Here is a 20453-nt window from a genome sequence, read left to right as displayed (position 1 = left end):
TGGGTATATTATTACTACAAATTTAAGGAGTGATTAAGATGGCAAACTTATACGATACAATAATAATTGGTTCAGGTCCTGCAGGTTTAGCAGCAGGATTATATGCAGCAAGAGCAAAAATGAAAACATTAATACTAGAAAGAGAAAAAGCTGGTGGACAAATAGTTACAACTGAAGAAGTGGCTAACTATCCAGGATCAGTTGAAAATGCTTCAGGACCGTCTTTGATTGCAAGAATGGTAGAGCAAGCAGATGAATTTGGTGCAGAAAGAGTGTTAGACGAAGTAAAAGAAGTTCAATTACAAGATAAGATTAAAGTAATCAAGGGTGCTAAAGGTGAATACCATGCTAAATCAATAATAATAGCAACAGGTGCAAAACCAAGACTAATGGGTTGCCCAGGAGAAAAAGAACTTACAGGTAAAGGTGTTTCATATTGTGCAACTTGCGATGCTGATTTCTTTACTGATTTAGAAGTTTATGTAATTGGTGGTGGAGATTCAGCTGTTGAAGAAGCAATGTACTTAACTAAATTTGCTAGAAAAGTTACTATAGTTCATAGAAGAGATGAGCTAAGAGCAGCTAAATCAATTCAAGAAAAAGCATTTAAAAATGAAAAAATGCACTTTATTTGGAATTCAGTAGTTAAAGAAGTAAAAGGCGAAGGTATATTAGAGTCAATGGTACTTGAAAATAGAGTAACTGGAGAAGTTACAGAAATAGTTGCAGATGAAGATGATGGTACATTTGGAGTATTTGTTTTCGTAGGATATGATCCAGTAACTTCACTATTTGATGGAATGGTGGAAATGCAAAATGGCTATATAATAACAGATGACAACATGAAGACTAATATACCAGGGGTATTTGCAGCTGGAGATTGTAGAGTAAAATCTTTAAGACAAGTAGTCACCGCAACAGCAGATGGTGCAATTGCTGCTACTCAAGCGGAGAAATACATTGAAAGCGCTTTTGAAGAGTAAAATCAAAACTTTTAAATAAAAAACAAATAATTTAGGAGGGATTTTCATGTTAGCAGTTGATAAGGAAACTTTTGAACAAGAAGTGCTTAAGGCAGAAGGACATGTTTTAGTAGATTTCTGGAGTGAGGGTTGTGAACCATGTAAAGCATTAATGCCACATGTTCATGAACTTGCAGAAAAATACGATGGAAAAATGAAGTTCACTAGCTTAGATACAGGTAAAGCTAGAAGACTTGCAATTTCACAAAAAATATTAGGATTACCAGTTATTGCAATTTACAAAGATGGCCAAAAAATTGATGAATTAGTAAAAGATGATGCTACACCAGCAAATGTAGAGGCCATGATTCAAAAATATATATAATAAAAAATATTCATTATTACTTAGGTAACAAACCTAAGCAGGGGGTTATAAAACCTATTGTTTAGGGTTACAATAAAAACATGCTATGCAAGTGAAATATTAAGGGGAGGTGAACTCTATGCGCCTAGAAATAGGTAATATTATCATTAAAGATGTACAGTTTGGTGACAAAACAAAAGTGGAAAATGGTATTTTATTTGTCAACAAAGAAGAGCTTATTGCAAGAGTAAGCGATGACGATCATATTAAAAGTGTAGATGTAGAGTTGGCAAGACCAGGTGAAAGTGTTAGAATTACACCAGTTAAGGACGTAATTGAGCCAAGAGTTAAGGCTGAAGGTCCTGGTGGAATTTTCCCTGGAGTACTATCAAAAGTTGATACAGTTGGTACAGGGAGAACACATGTATTAAAAGGTGCAGCAGTTGTTACAACAGGTAAGGTAGTTGCATTCCAGGAAGGAATTATTGATATGACTGGCCCTGGTGCAGACTATACACCATTCTCAAAAACAAACAACGTTGTTTTAGTTATTCAACCAAAAGATGGATTAAAACAACATGATCATGAAAGAACTGTTAGAATGGCTGGATTAAAAGCAGCTACATACCTAGGAGAAGCTGGAAAAGATGTAGAACCAAACGAAGTTAAAGTTTATGAAACTTTACCTTTACTACAAGGGATTCAAAAATATCCAGAACTTCCAAAAGTAGCATATGTTCAAATGCTTCAAAGTCAAGGATTGATGCATGACACTTATGTTTATGGTGTTGATGCAAAACAAACATTACCAACACTAATTTACCCAACAGAGTTATTAGATGGTTCCATCATAAGTGGTAACTGTGTTTCTGCTTGTGATAAAAACACAACTTATCATCATCAAAACAATCCAGTTGTTCATGACTTATTTGATAAGCATGGAAAGGAATTGAATTTTGTTGGAGTAATTATTACAAATGAGAATGTTTATTTAGCAGATAAAGAAAGATCATCAAATTGGGCTGCAAAATTAGCAGAATACCTAGGAGTAGACGGTGTTGTCATATCACAAGAAGGATTTGGTAACCCTGATACAGACTTAATAATGAACTGTAAGAAAATTGAGAAAAAAGGCGTTAAGACTGTAATTGTTACTGACGAATATGCAGGTAGAGATGGAGCATCTCAATCATTAGCAGATGCTGATCCACTAGCAGATGCAGTTGTTACAGGTGGAAATGCCAATGAAGTAATAGAATTACCAGCATTAGACAAAGTTATTGGATATCTTGAGCCAGTAAACACAATTGCTGGTGGATTTGACGGAAGCTTAGAGAAGGATGGTTCAATAGTAGTAGAGCTTCAAGCTATTACAGGTGCAACAAATGAACTTGGTTTCAATAAGCTAACAGCAAGAGGATTCTAATAGAAAATAATGTATAAATAAAATAAAGAGAGGAAGTGTGATGATGGGACTATTTGATGGCAAAAAAGTTATCGTAATAGGCGATAGAGACGGTATACCAGCTCCAGCGGTAGAAGAATGCCTTAAAAATACAGGCGCAGAAGTAGTTTTCGCATCTACAGAGTGTTTTGTCTGAACGGCTGCAGGCGCTATGGACCTAGAAAATCAACAAAGAGTTAAGGATTTAACTGAAAAGCACGGTGCAGAGAACATAGTTGTTCTTTTAGGTGCTGCTGAAGGTGAAGCTGCTGGTTTAGCAGCAGAAACAGTTACAGCAGGAGATCCAACTTTTGCAGGTCCATTAGCAGGAGTCCAGTTAGGACTTAGAGTATATCACGTTGTAGAACCAGAAGTTAAAGACGAATTTGATGCAGATGTATATGATGAGCAAATTGGTATGATGGAAATGGTTCTTGATGTTGATGATATAATCAATGAAGTTAGCTCAATAAGAAATGAGTATTGTAAATTTAATGATTAATTAATAATCTAAATTACCCAAAAATACGAGAGGGGGGAAACTAATGAGTAAAATTAAAGTTGTTCATTATATAAATCAGTTTTTTGCCGGAATAGGTGGAGAAGAAAAAGCTGACCATAGACCAGAAGTAAGAGAAGAAATAGTTGGACCAGGTTTAGCGTTATCTGCAAGTCTTGGTGACGAAGCTGAAATAGTTGCAACAATTATTTGTGGAGACTCTTACTTTAACGAAAATCTAGAAGAAGCAAAGGCAGAAGTAATTGGTATGATTAAAAAATACAACCCTGATTTATTCATTGCTGGACCAGCTTTTAACGCAGGTAGATATGGTGTTGCATGTGGAACAATTACTGATGCTGTTAAACACGAACTAGGAATCCCTGTTTTAACTGGTATGTACATTGAAAATCCTGGAGCTGATATGTTCAAGAAAAGTGTATATATCGTTGAAACAAAAAACAATGCTGCAGGTATGAGACCAGCAGTTAAAGATATGGCAAGACTAGCTCTTAAATTAGCTAAAGGTGAAGAAATAGGTTCACCAGCTGAAGAAGGATATATGCCTAGAGGAATAAGAAAGAATGTTTTTGCTGATAAAAGAGGCTCAGAAAGAGCTGTTGAGATGCTCATTAAGAAACTTAAGGGAGAAGAATTCGTTACTGAGTTCCCAATGCCTAATTTTGATAGAGTAGATCCAAACCCAGCAGTTAAAGATATTACAAAAGCTAAAATTGCATTAGTTACTTCTGGTGGAATAGTTCCAAAAGGAAATCCAGATCACATTGAATCTTCAAGTGCTTCTAAATATGGCAAGTATGATATCTCTGGAGTAGAAGATTTAACAGAAGCAACTCATGAAACAGCTCATGGTGGATATGACCCAACATATGCAAACAATGATGCTGATAGAGTTCTTCCTGTTGATGTTCTTAGAGACATGGAAAAGGAAGGCAAAATTGGAGAATTGCATAGATACTTCTATACAACAACTGGTAATGGAACTGCCGTTGCTAGCGCTAAAGCTTTTGCAGCAGAATTTGCAAAAGAATTAGTTGCTGACGGGGTGGATGCAGTTATATTAACATCTACCTGAGGTACTTGTACACGTTGCGGTGCAACGATGGTTAAAGAAGTTGAAAGAGCAGGTATTCCTGTTGTTCATATGTGTACAGTAGTACCTATATCCTTAACAGTAGGTGCTAATAGAATAGTTCCAACTATAGCTATACCTCATCCACTTGGAAATCCAAGTTTAGATAAGGCTGAGGAAAAAGCTCTAAGAAGAAAGCTAGTTGAAAAAGCCCTAGAAGCTTTAACAACTGAAGTAGAAGGTCAAACTGTATTTGACAAATAATCTTTGCTGGCTGCAATTCGCAGCTAGCAGCTGCAAATATTATAAAAGGGTGATTAAGTTTATCACCCTTTTATAAAACCATAGCAACGCAGTTAGGGACTAATTATAGTCTGTAGCTGCCAGCTGCGAGTTAATAAGTTATGTATTTTTCAATTATTTTGGAGGTGAAGTATATGACATTCCCAGTAGTAAAAGGTGCTGGATATATTCTAGTTCACACACCAGATATGGTGATACACAATGGTACAACACAAACTTCAGAAAGAGTAATCAATCCTAACTCTGATTATTTAAAAGAACTTCCAAAGCATTTACGTAGCTTTGAAGAGGTAATAAGCTACCCACCAAATCAAACATATATCGGTTCTATGACTCCACAAGAGTTAGCTAAATATGAAGCACCTTGGCATGATAAAAAAGTAGAAGGTGCTGATAGATTTGGCAAATTAGGGGAAATAATGCCTCAAGACGAGTTTATCGGTCTTATGCAAATATGTGACGCTTTTGATCTTGTTAAATTAGAAAAGAATTTTGCAGAAGATGTTAAAGGGAAATTGGCTAAACATCCATTAATGAGAGAAGAACTAGTAGCAAAAATCAAAGAAGGCGAATCAGTAGAAGATATTAAGAAATTAGTAGATGAACATCATGCAGAAGCAATTTACAGCAATAACGAGTTAGTAGGTTGTGTAAAAAGAGCTCACGAAATAGATATAAATTTAAATGCACATACTATATTCGAAAATCTAGTTGTTAAAGCTTCAGGTGTTCTTGCACTAATGAATCTATTAGATAAAAATGATTTAGATCCAAATAGTATAGAATATGTAATTGAATGTTCAGAAGAAGCATGTGGAGACATGAACCAAAGAGGTGGAGGTAACTTCGCTAAATCTATAGCTGAGATAGTAGGCTGTCAAAATGCTACAGGTTCTGACACAAGAGGTTTCTGTGCGGCGCCAACACACTCACTAATTGAAGCATCAGCATTAGTACAAGCTGGAATATACGAAAACGTAGTATTGGTAGCAGGTGGAGCTTCAGCTAAATTAGGTATGAACGGTAAGGACCACGTTAAGAAAGGCCTACCAATATTAGAAGATGCAGTTGGAGGTTTTGCAATATTAGTAAGTAAGAATGACGGAATAAATCCAGTACTAAGAACTGACTTAGTAGGTCGTCATACTGTAGGAACTGGATCATCTCCACAAGCCGTTATAACATCACTTATTACTACACCATTAGATAAAGGAAACCTAAAGATTACTGACATAGATAAATACTCAGTAGAAATGCAAAATCCTGATATAACTAAACCAGCAGGAGCAGGAGACGTTCCAGCTGCAAACTACAAGATGATAGCTGCATTAGGAGTTAAGAGGGGAGAACTTGAAAGGGCAGATGTAGCAACATTTGGAGATAAGCATGGCTTACCTGGATGGGCGCCAACTCAAGGACATATTCCTTCAGGAGTTCCTTATATAGGATTTGCTAGAGAAGCTATGTTAAATGGTGAAATTAATAGAGCTATGATAGTTGGAAAGGGAAGCTTATTCCTAGGCCGTATGACAAATTTATTTGACGGTGTTTCTATAGTTATAGAAAAGAATAGTGGAAAAGTTGAAGATGACAAAGGTGTTTCAGAAGAAGAAGTAAAGAAATTAGTAGCAGAGGCTATGAGAGAATTCGCGTCACATCTATTAGGAAATTAGAGGTGATATAAATGTCAGATAATATTAAAAACATAATAGGCAAAGTATTTAATGATATAGCAGATGCTGTAGAAACTGGACAATTTGGACAAAAAGTAAGAGTCGGTATTACAGTGTTAGGTAGCGAGCATGGAGTAGAAAACATTGTAAGAGGAGCTGAATTAGCTCAAAAAAGAAACTCTAATGTGGAAGTTGTCTTAATTGGACCAAAAGTAGATACAGAGCTTAAAATATATGAAGCCAATACAGAAGAAGAGCAACACAAAAGAATGGAAGAACTTTTGGATAGTGGAGAAATTAACAGTGCAGTAACAATGCACTATACTTTCCCGTTAGGAGTATCTACAGTGGGTAGGGTAATAACCCCTGGAAAAGGTAAAGAGATGTTCATAGCTACAACTACAGGAACATCATCTGCACATAGAGTTGAAGGAATGGTAAAGAATGCTCTATATGGAATAATTACTGCAAAAGCAATGGGAGTAAATAACCCAACAGTAGGACTTTTAAATGTAGATGGAGTAAGACAAGTTGAAAGAGCATTAAATGAATTAAAATCGAATGGATATGAATTTAGCTTTGCTGAATCCATGAGAGCTGATGGTGGTTCAGTAATGAGAGGAAACGACTTATTAACTGGTACACCAGATGTAATGGTAACAGATTCATTGACAGGAAACCTTCTTATGAAGGTGTTCTCATCATATACTACAGGTGGAGACTATGAAGCTATGGGATTTGGATATGGCCCTGGAATAGGAGAAGACTATGAAAGAACTATCCTTATCCTATCAAGAGCATCAGGAGTACCTGTTGTAGCAAATGCAATCGAATTTGCTGCAAGCCTTGCACAAGGTAAAGTTATGAGTATTTCAAAAAATGAATTTTCTAAAGCAAAAAAAGCTAAATTTGATGACATACTAAAGGGTTTAAAGAAGGATACAAAAAAAGAAAGTACTAAAGATGAAGGAGAAGTAGTAGCTCCTGCTAAAGAAGTAGTTACTGGTTCAATTGCAGGCGTAGACATTATGGAATTAGAAGATGCTGTTATTGCACTTTGGAAAAATGGCATATATGCTGAAAGTGGAATGGGATGTACTGGACCTATAGTAATGGTTAATGAAGCAAAAGTAAATCAAGCAGTTGAGGTACTTTCAAAAGCAGGATATATAGCTGGAGAATCTACTCCTTGTTAATAAAAATCCGGACATTAGTCCGGATTTTTTGTGTTTTATACCTTATCATGATGAAGCACATATAAATTAATCTATGGATTAATGTCATGCAATATTTATTAACTTTTCATCTTTTATAAAAGGGTTTTCCTGATGTATGTAGAAATAGTATATATGCATATTGCTGTAGGTAAAACTACGAAATGAAAGCATATAAACACGATCCAAAAATCAAGGAGGCTCTAAAAGATGAAAAGAATTTCGTCGTTAACTTTAGTGATAATTTTAGTTTTATCTTTAGCTGTAGGCTGCTCTATTAAAGACAATAAAAAATTTGTAGTTGGAATGATAACAGATACAGGTAGTTTAGGAGATCAATCATTTAACGATTCAGCTTGGTATGGACTAGAGAAAGCTAAAAAAGACCTAAAAATTGAGCCTAAAGCATTAGAGTCACAATTAGCTGATGATTATGTTCCAAACTTAACTAGATTTGCAGAAGAAAAAGTAGATTTGATAATTGGCGTTGGATATCTTTTTAAAGAAAGCATGAAAGCGGTAGCAACTCAATATCCAGAGCAAAAATTCGCTGTATTAGACACTATTGTAGATGCACCTAATGTTGCATCACTTATGTTTGCAGGTAATGAAGGATCATACTTAGTCGGTATAGCTGCTGGATTAGCGACAAAAACAAACAAAGTAGGTTTTATTGGTGGTATGCAATCAACATTAATCCGAGAATTCGAGTATGGCTTTAGAGCTGGTGTTAAAGCAGTTAATCCAAATGCAGAAGTTTTTGTTCAATATGCAGACTCATTTAATGACTCAGCTAGAGGTAAGGAAATTGCACTTGCTCAAAATAGCAAAGGAGCAGACGTAATATATCATGCTGCTGGTGGGGTAGGAGTTGGTTTGATAGAAGCAGCTGAAGAAAAAGGATTTTGGGCAATAGGAGTTGACAAAGACCAATCAGAACTAGCTCCAAAGAATGTGCTTTGTTCAATGATAAAAAGGGTAGATGTAGCAACTTATGAAATATCTAAAGATGTAATAGAAGGTAAGTTTCAAGGTGGATTAAAGAAATATGGCATCAGCGATGAGGCAATAGGCTATAGTGATAATGCAGGAAACTTACCAGAAGATATTAAAACTGCTATGGAAAAACATAAACAAGCAATTATAGATGGTAAAATAGTTGTACCTAAAGTAGAAGAAGAGTTTCAAGCATTTAAATCTCCAGAACTTAGATGAGAATTTTACAGTTTACAAGAGGAATTTATAATTAATAAACTTTTTTAGGTTTTTAAAAGATCCTTTACTGACACTCTAGATAATATTTTCTTTACTACCATGAGTGTCAGTAAAGGATTTTTCATTTTTCAAAATCTGTGCTTTGTATAACATTAAATTTGGCGAAAAACATTAATATCTGGTATAATAGTACTAGAGAATAATTAACTAAAAATTGTTTCATAAACTACTTCATATTTTTAATATAAATACAAATATATTTTTAGTCAGGAGTGAGCCATATGCGTCTAGGATTTGATTTGACATTAGAACAAGCACAAAAATTAATAATGACACCAGAACTGAGACAAGCTATTCAAATGCTCCAGTTTACAAGTCAAGAGCTATGGCAATATGTGGAAAGCCAGTTGGAAGCCAATCCATTATTAGAAGTGGAAAATAAACGGGAAGCTGAAGAGCATATTGAAGAGTATAATAATAACTCTGAGGACATAGACTGGAAGGAATACGCAGAGCAATATGATGATATAAGCTATAGAAATACCAGTAGTAGAGATGAAAAAGAAAATACATTTGAAAATTATGTTTCAGCAAGAACATCACTAAAAGAGCATCTGCTTTTCCAATTAAACTTATCAATATTTGATAAAAAACAAAAAGAAGTTGGCGAATTTATCATTGAGAGCATAGATAAAAATGGATACTTGAGTAATTCTGTAGCTGAGATATCTGAACAGTTGAATGTTGGGTGCAAGATTGTTGAAAACGTTGTCAAAGTAATTCAAACTTTTGACCCTGCAGGTGTTTGTGCAAGAGATTTGAAAGAATGTTTATTGATACAACTTGATTTAAAGGGCATAGATAATCCTGATATTCGTGAAGTTATAACTAACCATCTAGAGGACGTGGCTCAAAATAGATTAGCTAAAATATCAAAGGAACTGAATATCAGTTTGAAAAGCGTTCAATGGATATGTGATTTAATAAAGTCATTGGAGCCGAAGCCTGGGAGAGGATTTTCACATGACAGTGATGAGATAAAATATGTTACTCCTGACGTTTATTTATATTATATTGATGGGGAATATGTAATAAGCGTAAACGATTCGTCAGCACCAAGACTTATTATCAACAACTACTATAAACAATTATTAAGTAGGTCAAGCGATGAAAACACTACAAGCTTTCTTACAGAAAGGCTAAATTCCGCAATGTGGCTAATAAGAAGTATAGAACAAAGAAGGATGACTATATACAAAGTAGTTGAATCTATACTAAAGTTTCAAATGGAATTTTTTGAAAAAGGGAAGAAATCATTAAAGCCATTAACTTTGAAGGATATAGCAGATGATATAGGGGTTCATGAATCAACAGTTAGTAGAGCAACAAATGGTAAATATATTCAAACTCCTAGAGGATTATTTGAACTGAAATATTTCTTTTCTAGCGGTGTACCAAGTGGTGATGGAGGTATATCTTCCACAAGTATCAAATCAATTATTAAAGAAATAATTGATGGAGAAAATCCTAAAAAGCCACTTAGCGATCAACAAATAGTAAAGATTCTTAAAACAAAAAATATAGATATATCTAGAAGGACAGTTGCAAAATATCGTGATGAATTAGGAATTTTATCATCATCGGGAAGAAGAAGATTTTAGTCACTTGGACTAATGTATAATAATATAGGAACGCATAAATGCGTTCCCCTTTCAAATTTAAGTTTATTTATTTATTAACAATTACATTAGACTATTGAAATTTATAATTATTATAGTTATAATTATATCTAGGGTATTAATATTTTTTATATTAAAACTGGGACGTTATTTATATACCTGGGACTATACAAGACCATATCTGCAAGATTGGTAATAAGAAATAGTAGGAAAGCATAATACTAGTACATATAAGGGATAATATTATAGTCTTTACTTTGTTGTTGAATAATTATTTAATTGACGGGTCATTTCCCGACATCATGGACTAATTTTGCCCACAAGGAGTGTGTATTATGAAAGACCTAATAGAGCTTCAAAGAAAGATTGCACCAGAAATAATAGATATAATAGAGAAAAGATACTCGATACTTAGAAATATATACTATAATCAACCAATAGGAAGAAGGGCATTAGCAAATAATTTAAGCCTAGGAGAAAGAGTGATTAGAACAGAAGTCAGTATTTTGAAAGAACATGGGCTTTTAGATATCGAAACGAATGGTATGAATGTAACAGAAGAGGGAAGATTAGTCATAGAAGATTTAAAAGACTATATACATGGGTTAAAAGGCCTTAATAGTTTAGAGAAAAAGATTAAAGATATGTTGAACATTAATAGGGTATATATCGTACCAGGAGATTCAAGTGGAGATATACTTACTTTTAGAGATATGGGTAAAACAGCCTCAACTGTTATAAAGCAAGTTGTTAATGATGGCGATATCATAGGGATTACAGGTGGTACAACTATGGCCCAATTAGCAGAAGAGATGTCCATTGAAAAAACTAAAAGGAACGTTACAGTAATTCCCGCTAGAGGAGGATTAGGAAAAGACCTAGAGACACAGTCAAATAATATTGCAGCTAAAATAGCCAAAAAGCTGGGTGGGAGCTATAGATTACTCCAAGTTCCAGATAACGTCGGAGCGGAAGCTCTAAAGGCATTGATGACTGTTCATGAGGTAAAAGAGGTACTAGAGATTATAAAAAATATGAATGTGCTAGTGTTTGGCATTGGAAGAGCTGATGTAATGGCCAGAAGAAGAGACTTGCAACAAGACAAAATCAATAAGATAAATAGTGAAGGTGCAGTAGCAGAAGCATTTGGTCACTACTTCAATACTAATGGAGACATTGTCTTAGAAACAAGTACAATTGGGTTATCATTGGAAGATTTCAAGAATATAAATACCGTAATTGGAGTGGCAGGAGGAAAGGAAAAAGCAGAAGCTATTGTAGCAGTTTGTAAATTACATAGTAACATGGCCATTGTAATAGATGAAGCTGCTGCAAGAAAAATATTATCAATGTCTATAAATGCTACTAAATAGGTAGCTAATAATATAAAAGGAGGAATTTTAATGTCAATTAAAGTTGCTATTAATGGATTTGGTAGAATAGGAAGAAATGTTATGAGGATCGCTTTCGAGAATAATGTAAAGGAATTAGAAATAGTTGCAGTAAATAGTTCTCAAAGCCCAGCGAGCTTAGCTCATTTATTCAAGTATGACACTTGTTTTGGTAAGTTTGAAGGCACAGTAGGCTCAACAGAAGACTCAATAGTTGTAAATGGTAAAGAAGTTAAAGTAGTAAATAGTAGAGATCCAGAAGGTCTTCCTTGGGCAGAATTAGGAGTAGACCTAGTAATTGAATCTTCAGGTAAATTTAGAGACAAGGAAAGTAATATGAAGCATATTAAGGCAGGAGCAAAAAAAGTTTTAATTACTGCACCAGGAAAAAATGAAGATGCTACTATAGTTATGGGTGTAAACGATAAAGACTATGATCCTGTAAATCATATAATCGTATCTAATGCGTCCTGTACAACAAACTGTTTAGCACCATTTGCAAAGGTAATTGTTGAGAAATTTGGAGTGGTGAAAGGCTTAATGACAACTGTACATGCTTATACAAATGACCAAAGAATTCTTGATGGCTCTCATAAGGACTTAAGAAGAGCGAGAGCGGCTGCAGAGTCTATAATACCGACAACTACAGGTGCAGCAAAAGCAGTAGCACTAGTAATACCTGAACTAAAAGGAAAACTTAATGGAATGGCAATGAGAGTTCCTACGCCTACAGTTTCAGTAGTAGATGTTGTGTTTGAAGTAGAAAAGCCTACTACAGCTGAAGAAGTAAACAAAGCATTAAAAGAAGCATCAGAAGGTGAATTAAAGGGAATACTAGGGTTCTCAGATGAGCCATTAGTATCTATAGATTATAGAAAAGACCCACGTTCATCAATAATAGATGGACTATCAACAATGGTAATTGATAATATGGTGAAAATAATATCCTGGTATGACAATGAGTGGGGATATTCAGCTAGAGTTGTAGATTTAGCAGTATTAATGGCAAATAAGTGGCAGTAATATAAATTGTCCGGTTTAATAGCTTAAAGCTATTAAACCGGCTTTTGAACGCTTTTGATCATTCTTTATTTCAAGTCATTAGGGAGGGATATTATGTTAAACAAAAAAAGCATAAAAGACTTAAGTCTATCAGGGAAAAGAGTCCTAGTAAGATGCGACTTTAACGTTCCTATGAATGATAAAGGTGAAATTACAGATGATAGAAGAATAAGAAGTGCACTACCTACTATAGATTACATAATTAAAAATGGAGGAAAAGCCATTGTAATGTCACACTTTGGAAGACCAAAAGGTGAACCTAATTCTAAATATTCATTGGAGCCAATAGCAAAAAGATTAAGTGAATTATTAAATAAAGAAGTTATATTTGCTAAAGATGATACGGTGGTAGGCGAAAAAACAAAAGAAATAGTATACAATATGAAAGATTCAGAGGTCGTATTGCTGGAAAATACTAGATTTAGAAAAGAAGAAGAAAAAAATGGAGAGGAATTTGCAAAACAGTTAGCTTCATTAGGAGAACTATTTGTAAACGATGCTTTTGGTACTGCACACAGAGCTCATGCATCTAATGTGGGAGTAAGCAATTATTTACCATCAGCATCAGGATATTTGGTAAAGAAAGAAATAGAAGTAATGGGTAAGGCAATGTCTAGTCCAGAAAGACCTTTTGTTGCTATACTTGGTGGAGCAAAGGTATCAGATAAAATAAACGTAATAGAGAATTTCCTTGATAAGGTAGATAGTTTACTTATTGGTGGAGGAATGGCTTATACATTCTTAAAAGCACAGGGCTTAGAAATAGGTAAATCATTAGTAGAAGAAGATAAATTAGAATTGGCAAAAGAATTAATACAAAAGGCGAAAAATAAGAAGGTAAACCTTATACTACCACTAGATGTAGTTGTAGCTAAGGAATTTAACAATGATTCAGAATTTAGAACTGTTAATATAGAAGACATCCCACAAGATATGATGGGATTAGATATAGGAGAAAAAACAATAAAAGCTTTTTCAGAGATTATTAAAGAAGCTAAGACTATTTTGTGGAATGGACCAATGGGAGTATTTGAAATGTCGAACTTTGCAAAAGGAACTAACTCTATTGCAAAAGCAATGTCAGAATCTAAGGGAGTGACCATTGTAGGTGGAGGAGATAGTGCTGCTGCAGTAGAACAAGCTGGCCTAGACGAAAAAATGACACATGTTTCTACTGGTGGAGGAGCATCACTAGAATTTTTTGAAGGAAAGGTTCTTCCTGGCATTGCTGCAATAGATGATAAATAAGGAGGTTGCTATGAGAACGCCTATTATAGCTGGTAATTGGAAAATGAATAAAACTATTGAAGAAGCTACAGAATTAGTAAGAGAAATAAAAGATAATTTAAAGGAAAATATAGAAGCAGTAGTTTGTGTCCCATTTACCGCACTAAGTCAAGTGAAAAAAGAAATATCTGGCACAAACTTAAAACTTGGGGCGCAAAATATGCATTGGGAAGAAAGTGGTGCTTTTACAGGAGAAATATCTCCCTTAATGCTTAATGAGATTGGAGTAGATTATGTAATAATTGGGCATTCAGAGAGAAGACAATATTTTGGAGAAACAGATGAAACAGTAAATAAAAAAATTAAAGCTGCATTAAAGCATGATATTAATCCCATAGTTTGCGTAGGTGAAACACTAGTACAGAGAGAAGATGGAATTGAAAAGGAAGTAGTAGAAGCACAAGTATTAAAAGCATTAGAAAACATAAATAAAAATGACATGGATAAAATAGTAATTGCATATGAACCAATATGGGCTATAGGTACAGGAAAGACAGCTTCAAGTGAAGAAGCCAATGAAATAATATCATTCATAAGAAAAATTTTAAAAGATAAATATAGCCAAGAAATATCAGATAAGGTTAGGATACAATATGGAGGTAGTGTTAAACCAAGCAATATTGCTGAAATAATGAATCAGTCAGACATCGATGGAGCATTAGTAGGAGGAGCCAGCTTAAAATCAGATGAGTTCATTAAGCTTGTTAGTTTTTAGAGAGGTGTAAATATGACAAAAAATTTAGTATCCATTATAATACTAGATGGCTGGGGATTAGGAAAAAACTATGAAGGTAATGCAATACTTAAAGCTAGAACTCCAAACTACAAGTTGTTAATGGAGAATTTTCCAAGTACCACATTAAAATCTAGTGGACTTTCTGTAGGGCTACCTGAAGGACAAATGGGAAACTCTGAAGTAGGACATTTAAATATAGGTGCAGGCAGAATAATATACCAAGAATTAACTAGAATAACTAAGTCAATTGAAAATAAAGAGTTTTTCAATAAAAAAGAGTTTTTAGATGCTATAGAGAACTGCAAAAACAATGACTCGAAACTTCATTTAATGGGACTTTTATCAGACGGTGGAGTCCATAGCCATAATAGTCATCTATATGCGCTACTGGAACTTGCAAAAAATCATGGGTTAAAAGATGTATATGTGCATTGCTTCTTAGATGGTAGAGACGTACCTCCTCAAAGTGGCAAAGAATATCTTGAAGAATTAGAAAACAAGCTATCAGAAATAGGAGTAGGGAAAATTGCCACTATTTCAGGAAGATATTATTCTATGGATAGAGACAAAAGATGGGATAGAACTAGACTAGCATATGACGCACTTACTCTAGGAATTGGTAATACCGCGGGTTCTGCTGCGGAGATTATAAATAAATCCTACTCAGCTAAAGTAACAGACGAATTTGTAGTACCTTCTGTAATCATAAGCAATAATAAACCCGTTGCAGTAGTAGAAGATAAAGACTCTATAATATTCTTCAATTTCAGACCAGATAGAGCAAGGCAATTGACAAGAGCTTTTGTAGATAAGGATTTTGAAGGTTTTGAACGTCAGAAAAAGGTCAATACTTACTATATTTGTATGACCCAATATGATAAAACTATAGAAAACGTTGAAATAGCTTATAAACCTCAGGCTTATTCAAATACATTTGGAGAGTATATAAGTAACTTAGGAATGAAGCAACTTAGAATTGCAGAAACAGAAAAGTATGCTCATGTTACCTTCTTTTTTAATGGTGGTGTTGAAAAGCCTAACGAAGGTGAGGATAGAGTATTGATACCTTCTCCAAAGGTAGCGACATATGATTTGAAGCCAGAAATGAGTGCAATAGAGGTTAAAAATGAAGTAATAAAAAGAATTAGAAGTGAATCATATGATTTTATTGTACTAAACTTTGCTAATACAGACATGGTAGGACATACAGGAGATTTTAATGCTGCTGTGAAAGCCATAGAAACTGTAGACTTTTGCCTTGGAGAGATAGTAAAAGAAATCATAAAAATAAACGGTAAAATACTTGTTACAGCAGATCATGGAAACGCAGAAGAAATGATAGATGAAAAAACAGGAGGTAAACTTACAGCACATACAACAAATAGTGTTCCATGTATTATAATAGGTGAAGGTGATGTAAAACTTAGAGAAGGTATTCTAGCCGATATAGCACCTACTTTGTTAGAGATGATGGGAGTAGACATTCCCCGGGAAATGACTGGGAAATCATTAATTGTTAAGTGATGCAATAGGGACGGTTCTTTTTGCATCGGATTTGGAGGGGATTAGACGCCAGATAGTTTAACTATTGTTCAAATGTTATCCCGAGCAAAGCGATGAATCTATCTTCATTAATTTTAAATGTTAATTATGTGAAATCAAGGAGGCAATATTATGACAATGATAACTGATATTTATGCAAGAGAAATACTTGACTCAAGAGGAAATCCAACAGTAGAAGTTGAAGTTTGGACTGAAAGTGATGGTTATGGAAGGGCGGCAGTACCTTCAGGTGCATCAACAGGAGCATTTGAAGCAGTAGAGCTTAGAGATAACAACAAAAACAGATATTTAGGAAAAGGTGTAACTAATGCTGTAAATAACGTAAATGATATAATAGCTCCAGAGATAATAGGTATGGATGCGTTAGATCAAGTATCTATTGACATGAGACTAATAGAGCTTGACGGTACTGATAATAAAGGAAAACTAGGCGCAAATGCAATTCTTGGAGTTTCTATGGCAGTAGCAAAAGCAGCAGCAGATGTATTAGGCTTGCCACTATATCAATATCTGGGTGGAGTAAATTCAAAAGCTCTTCCAGTTCCAATGATGAACATATTAAATGGTGGAGAGCATGCTGACAACAATGTTGATATTCAAGAATTCATGGTAATGCCTGTAGGTGCTCTTAATTTTAGAGAAGCACTTAGAATGGGAGCAGAAGTATTCCATAATCTTAAAAAAGTACTTAAAGATAAAGGTTTAAATACTGCAGTAGGGGATGAAGGTGGATTTGCCCCAAATTTAAGCTCTAATGAAGAAGCCTTAGCTACAATAGTAGAAGCTATTAAAAAAGCTGGATATAAACCAGGTGAAGATGTATTTTTAGCATTAGACGTTGCAGCAACAGAGATGTATAATAAAGAAACAAAAATCTATACATTAGCAGGTGAAGGTAAAAAATTTACTTCATCTGAAATGATTGATTTCTATTCAGAATTAGTAGACAAATATCCAATTATATCTATAGAAGATGGTTTAGACGAAGAAGACTGGGAAGGATGGAAAGCACTAACAGAAAGACTTGGAGAAAAAATACAACTTGTTGGAGACGACCTATTTGTTACCAACACAAAAAGACTAGAAAAAGGTATTAAGACTGGAGTAGCTAACTCAATACTTATTAAGCTTAACCAAATAGGTACTATTACAGAGACTCTTGATGCTATCGAAATGGCTAAGAGAGCAGGATATACAGCAGTTGTATCCCATAGATCAGGAGAAACTGAAGATTCGACAATAGCAGATTTAGTTGTTGCTGTAAATGCTGGTCAAATAAAAACAGGTGCACCTTCAAGAACAGATAGAGTAGCAAAATATAATCAACTATTAAGAATAGAAGACATGTTAGGGGAAGCCAGCCAATACAATGGTAAAGAAGTCTTTTATAATATAAAAAGCAAATAAGACAAGTAAAAATGAATGAATAACCGAAGAATGCCGAATAATATTAATAAATGTTTTTAATATTATTCGGCTACTAAGGTTCTAAATCAAATATGTATTGATTTTATAGTGGCACTATGTTAAAATTATTGTGTTTATGAGACAGAACAGGAGGTGGAGAGATGACAATATTCTTTTATGTATTAATCGTATTAGCAAGTTTAGCACTTATTGCCAGCATACTATTACAATCAGGGAAAAGTGCAGGTCTGTCAGGCAGTATAGGTGGTGGAGCTGAAAGCATTTGGGGTAGAAGTAAAGGAAGAAGCTTTGAAGGGATACTTAGCAAGTTAACTACTATTTCTGCAATAGTATTCGTTATATCGGCATTAGTACTAACTGCATTGCAGTAGTAACAATATAGTCAAGGAGGAAATGAAATATGGATATACTTTTGTTCTCAGCACCAGTTGTTGGGATAGTTGCTTTATTATTTGCTCTTTATAAAGCATCTTCAATTAATAAAGTAGCTCCTGGTAATGACAGGATGAAAGAAATAGCATCCTATATAGAAGAAGGGGCTATGGCTTTTCTTTCAAGAGAGTATAAAACTCTAGCAATTTTCGTAGTAGCATTATTTATTATTTTAGCAATTGGAATAAATCCTTGGACTGCTGTAAGCTTTTTAATAGGAGCAGTTTTTTCAGCTTTAGCAGGATTTTTTGGAATGAAAGTTGCTACTAAAGCTAATGTTAGAACTGCTAGTGCAGCAAAAGAAGGCGGAATGAATAAAGCTTTAAGTGTAGCATTTTCAGGTGGAGCAGTTATGGGAATGTGTGTTGTAGGTTTAGGACTTTTAGGTGTTGGTATTCTTTATATTACTATAGGAGAACCCGCAATCATTACTGGTTTTGGATTAGGAGCTTCATCAATAGCTCTATTTGGACGTGTTGGTGGAGGAATATATACTAAAGCAGCTGACGTAGGAGCAGACCTTGTTGGAAAGGTTGAAGCAGGTATTCCAGAAGACGACCCAAGAAACCCAGCTGTTATAGCTGATAACGTAGGAGATAATGTTGGCGACGTTGCAGGTATGGGAGCGGACTTATTTGAATCATATGTTGGTTCTATTATATCAGCTATTACATTAGGTATAGTAGTATTTGATGCAAAAGGAGCTATATATCCACTAGTTTTATCAGCAGTTGGTGTGTTAGCTTCTATGATAGGAACATTTTTCGTTAGAGCTAAAGAAGGCTCAGATCCTCAAAAATCTCTAAACATGGGAACACTTGTTAGTGCGATATTAACAGTTATAGTTGCATTTTTCTTAAGTAAGTCTTTATTAGAATCATATCAACCTTTTATAGCAATAGTTGCAGGACTTGCTGTAGGCTTAATAGTAGCAAGGTTTACAGAATATTATACTTCAGGCGATTATAAACCTGTTCAAAGCATAGCAGATGAATCTGAAACAGGAAGTTCAACTAACATAATAGGTGGACTATCAGTAGGTATGATGTCTACTGCATGGCCAATATTAGTTATAGCAGTAGGTATTCTTGTAGCTTTCTATGCTACAGGAGGAGCTACAGAACCAGCTAGAGGTCTTTATGGTATAGCACTTGCTGCAGTAGGTATGCTATCTACAGCTGGTATGACAATAGCTGTTGATGCTTATGGTCCAATAGCAGACAATGCTGGTGGTATTGCAGAAATGAGTGAATTACCAAAAGAAGTACGTAATGTTACAGATAAACTTGATGCTGTAGGAAATACAACAGCAGCGGTTGGAAAGGGATTTGCTATAGGTTCAGCTGCACTTACAGCTTTAGCATTATTTGCATCATATACACAAGCAGTTCAGCTTACTAGCATAGACTTAACTAAACCAACAGTAATTGCTGGATTATTAATTGGTGGTATGCTACCATTCCTATTCTCAGCTATTACTATGAAGGCTGTTGGTAAAGCAGCATTTAGTATGATTGAAGAAGTTAGAAGACAATTTAGAGAAATTCCTGGCTTAATGGAAGGAAAAGCTAAGCCAGAATATAGAAAATGTGTTGATATTAGTACAACAGCTGCATTAAGAGAAATGATAATTCCAGGTTTATTAGCTGTTATTGCACCAGTAGCTACAGGAATAATCTTAGGTACCGAAGCACTAGGCGGATTATTAGCTGGATCATTAGTTACAGGAGTTCTAATGGCAATATTCATGGCAAATGCAGGTGGAGCATGGGATAATGCTAAGAAGTACATTGAATCAGGAAACCATGGTGGTAAAGGCAGTGAAGCACATAAAGCTGCAGTAGTTGGTGATACTGTTGGTGACCCGTTCAAAGACACATCAGGACCTTCAATTAATATATTAATAAAACTTATGACAATAGTAGCTTTAGTATTTGCTCCTCTATTCTTAAAATTTGGAGGAATCATAATTAATATGTTTTAATTGAGTAGTGACTACAAGGAGGTAATTCTAGTAATTACCTTCTTTTTTTATGTTTGACGGGCATGTCATATGTCTAAGGTGAAAGTCCTAAGGGGCGTAGTTACCAACGAACCCAATAGCGAAA

The 20453-nt window shown here is 34.7% G+C and carries 17 protein-coding genes; all 17 read left to right on the top strand.

Features of this window, described 5'->3' with window-relative positions; translation table 11 throughout:
* Positions 1-38: 38 nt before the first annotated feature.
* Positions 39-983 carry a thioredoxin-disulfide reductase gene (gene trxB / locus ABV008_RS01070; RefSeq protein WP_352417965.1) on the top strand — a complete coding sequence of 315 codons (945 nt, stop codon included), beginning with the start codon at positions 39-41 and terminating at the stop codon, positions 981-983.
* A gap of 46 nt (positions 984-1029) precedes the next feature.
* Positions 1030-1347 (top strand): thioredoxin TrxA, encoded by a 318-nt coding sequence (gene trxA / locus ABV008_RS01065; protein WP_352417964.1) that lies wholly within the window; start codon positions 1030-1032, stop codon positions 1345-1347.
* Positions 1348-1465: 118 nt separating this feature from the next.
* Positions 1466-2752: a glycine/sarcosine/betaine reductase component B subunit gene (locus tag ABV008_RS01060; RefSeq protein ID WP_352417963.1), complete on the top strand. Its 1287-nt coding sequence runs from the start codon at positions 1466-1468 to the stop codon at positions 2750-2752.
* 43 nt (positions 2753-2795) lie between these two features.
* Positions 2796-3272: a glycine/sarcosine/betaine reductase complex selenoprotein A gene (gene grdA / locus ABV008_RS01055; protein ID WP_352418006.1), complete on the top strand. Its 477-nt coding sequence runs from the start codon at positions 2796-2798 to the stop codon at positions 3270-3272.
* A gap of 43 nt (positions 3273-3315) precedes the next feature.
* Complete coding sequence (gene grdB / locus ABV008_RS01050) at positions 3316-4626, top strand: glycine reductase complex selenoprotein B (protein WP_352417962.1); 1311 nt, start codon at positions 3316-3318, stop codon at positions 4624-4626.
* Positions 4627-4799: 173 nt separating this feature from the next.
* The gene (gene grdC / locus ABV008_RS01045) at positions 4800-6338 is read left to right on the top strand and encodes a glycine/sarcosine/betaine reductase complex component C subunit beta (RefSeq protein ID WP_352417961.1); all 1539 of its coding nucleotides are present in this window, start codon (positions 4800-4802) and stop codon (positions 6336-6338) included.
* A gap of 11 nt (positions 6339-6349) precedes the next feature.
* Entirely contained in the window at positions 6350-7534 is a 1185-nt protein-coding gene (gene grdD / locus ABV008_RS01040) for a glycine/sarcosine/betaine reductase complex component C subunit alpha (RefSeq protein WP_352417960.1), read from the top strand.
* Between the two features lie 228 nt (positions 7535-7762).
* Complete coding sequence (locus ABV008_RS01035; RefSeq protein WP_352417959.1) at positions 7763-8767, top strand: BMP family lipoprotein; 1005 nt, start codon at positions 7763-7765, stop codon at positions 8765-8767.
* A gap of 281 nt (positions 8768-9048) precedes the next feature.
* Positions 9049-10428 (top strand): RNA polymerase factor sigma-54, encoded by a 1380-nt coding sequence (gene rpoN, locus ABV008_RS01030; RefSeq protein ID WP_352417958.1) that lies wholly within the window; start codon positions 9049-9051, stop codon positions 10426-10428.
* A 353-nt stretch (positions 10429-10781) separates the two neighbouring features.
* Positions 10782-11819 (top strand): sugar-binding transcriptional regulator, encoded by a 1038-nt coding sequence (locus ABV008_RS01025; protein ID WP_352417957.1) that lies wholly within the window; start codon positions 10782-10784, stop codon positions 11817-11819.
* 30 nt (positions 11820-11849) lie between these two features.
* On the top strand, positions 11850-12860 hold the full coding sequence (gap, locus tag ABV008_RS01020) for a type I glyceraldehyde-3-phosphate dehydrogenase (RefSeq protein ID WP_352417956.1): 1011 nt from the start codon (positions 11850-11852) through the stop codon (positions 12858-12860).
* 90 nt (positions 12861-12950) lie between these two features.
* A complete protein-coding gene (locus tag ABV008_RS01015; protein ID WP_352418005.1) occupies positions 12951-14147 on the top strand; it encodes a phosphoglycerate kinase in 1197 nt (398 codons plus the stop codon).
* A 10-nt stretch (positions 14148-14157) separates the two neighbouring features.
* Positions 14158-14901: a triose-phosphate isomerase gene (gene tpiA, locus ABV008_RS01010; RefSeq protein ID WP_352417955.1), complete on the top strand. Its 744-nt coding sequence runs from the start codon at positions 14158-14160 to the stop codon at positions 14899-14901.
* Between the two features lie 12 nt (positions 14902-14913).
* Positions 14914-16446, top strand: coding sequence for a 2,3-bisphosphoglycerate-independent phosphoglycerate mutase (gene gpmI / locus ABV008_RS01005; RefSeq protein ID WP_352417954.1), 1533 nt, complete (start codon positions 14914-14916; stop codon positions 16444-16446).
* A 150-nt stretch (positions 16447-16596) separates the two neighbouring features.
* Positions 16597-17892 carry a phosphopyruvate hydratase gene (gene eno, locus ABV008_RS01000; RefSeq protein ID WP_352417953.1) on the top strand — a complete coding sequence of 432 codons (1296 nt, stop codon included), beginning with the start codon at positions 16597-16599 and terminating at the stop codon, positions 17890-17892.
* A 161-nt stretch (positions 17893-18053) separates the two neighbouring features.
* A complete protein-coding gene (gene secG / locus ABV008_RS00995; protein WP_352417952.1) occupies positions 18054-18284 on the top strand; it encodes a preprotein translocase subunit SecG in 231 nt (76 codons plus the stop codon).
* Between the two features lie 29 nt (positions 18285-18313).
* Positions 18314-20329, top strand: a complete 2016-nt coding sequence (locus tag ABV008_RS00990; RefSeq protein WP_352417951.1) for a sodium-translocating pyrophosphatase — start codon at positions 18314-18316, stop codon at positions 20327-20329.
* The last annotated feature ends 124 nt before the right edge of the window (positions 20330-20453 follow it).

The organism is Proteiniborus sp. (assembly GCF_040308045.1).
In the GTDB taxonomy this organism is placed as follows: domain Bacteria; phylum Bacillota; class Clostridia; order Tissierellales; family Proteiniboraceae; genus Proteiniborus.
The sequence above is the reverse complement of the archived record's forward strand: the minus strand, read 5'-3'. Positions and strand labels throughout refer to the sequence as shown.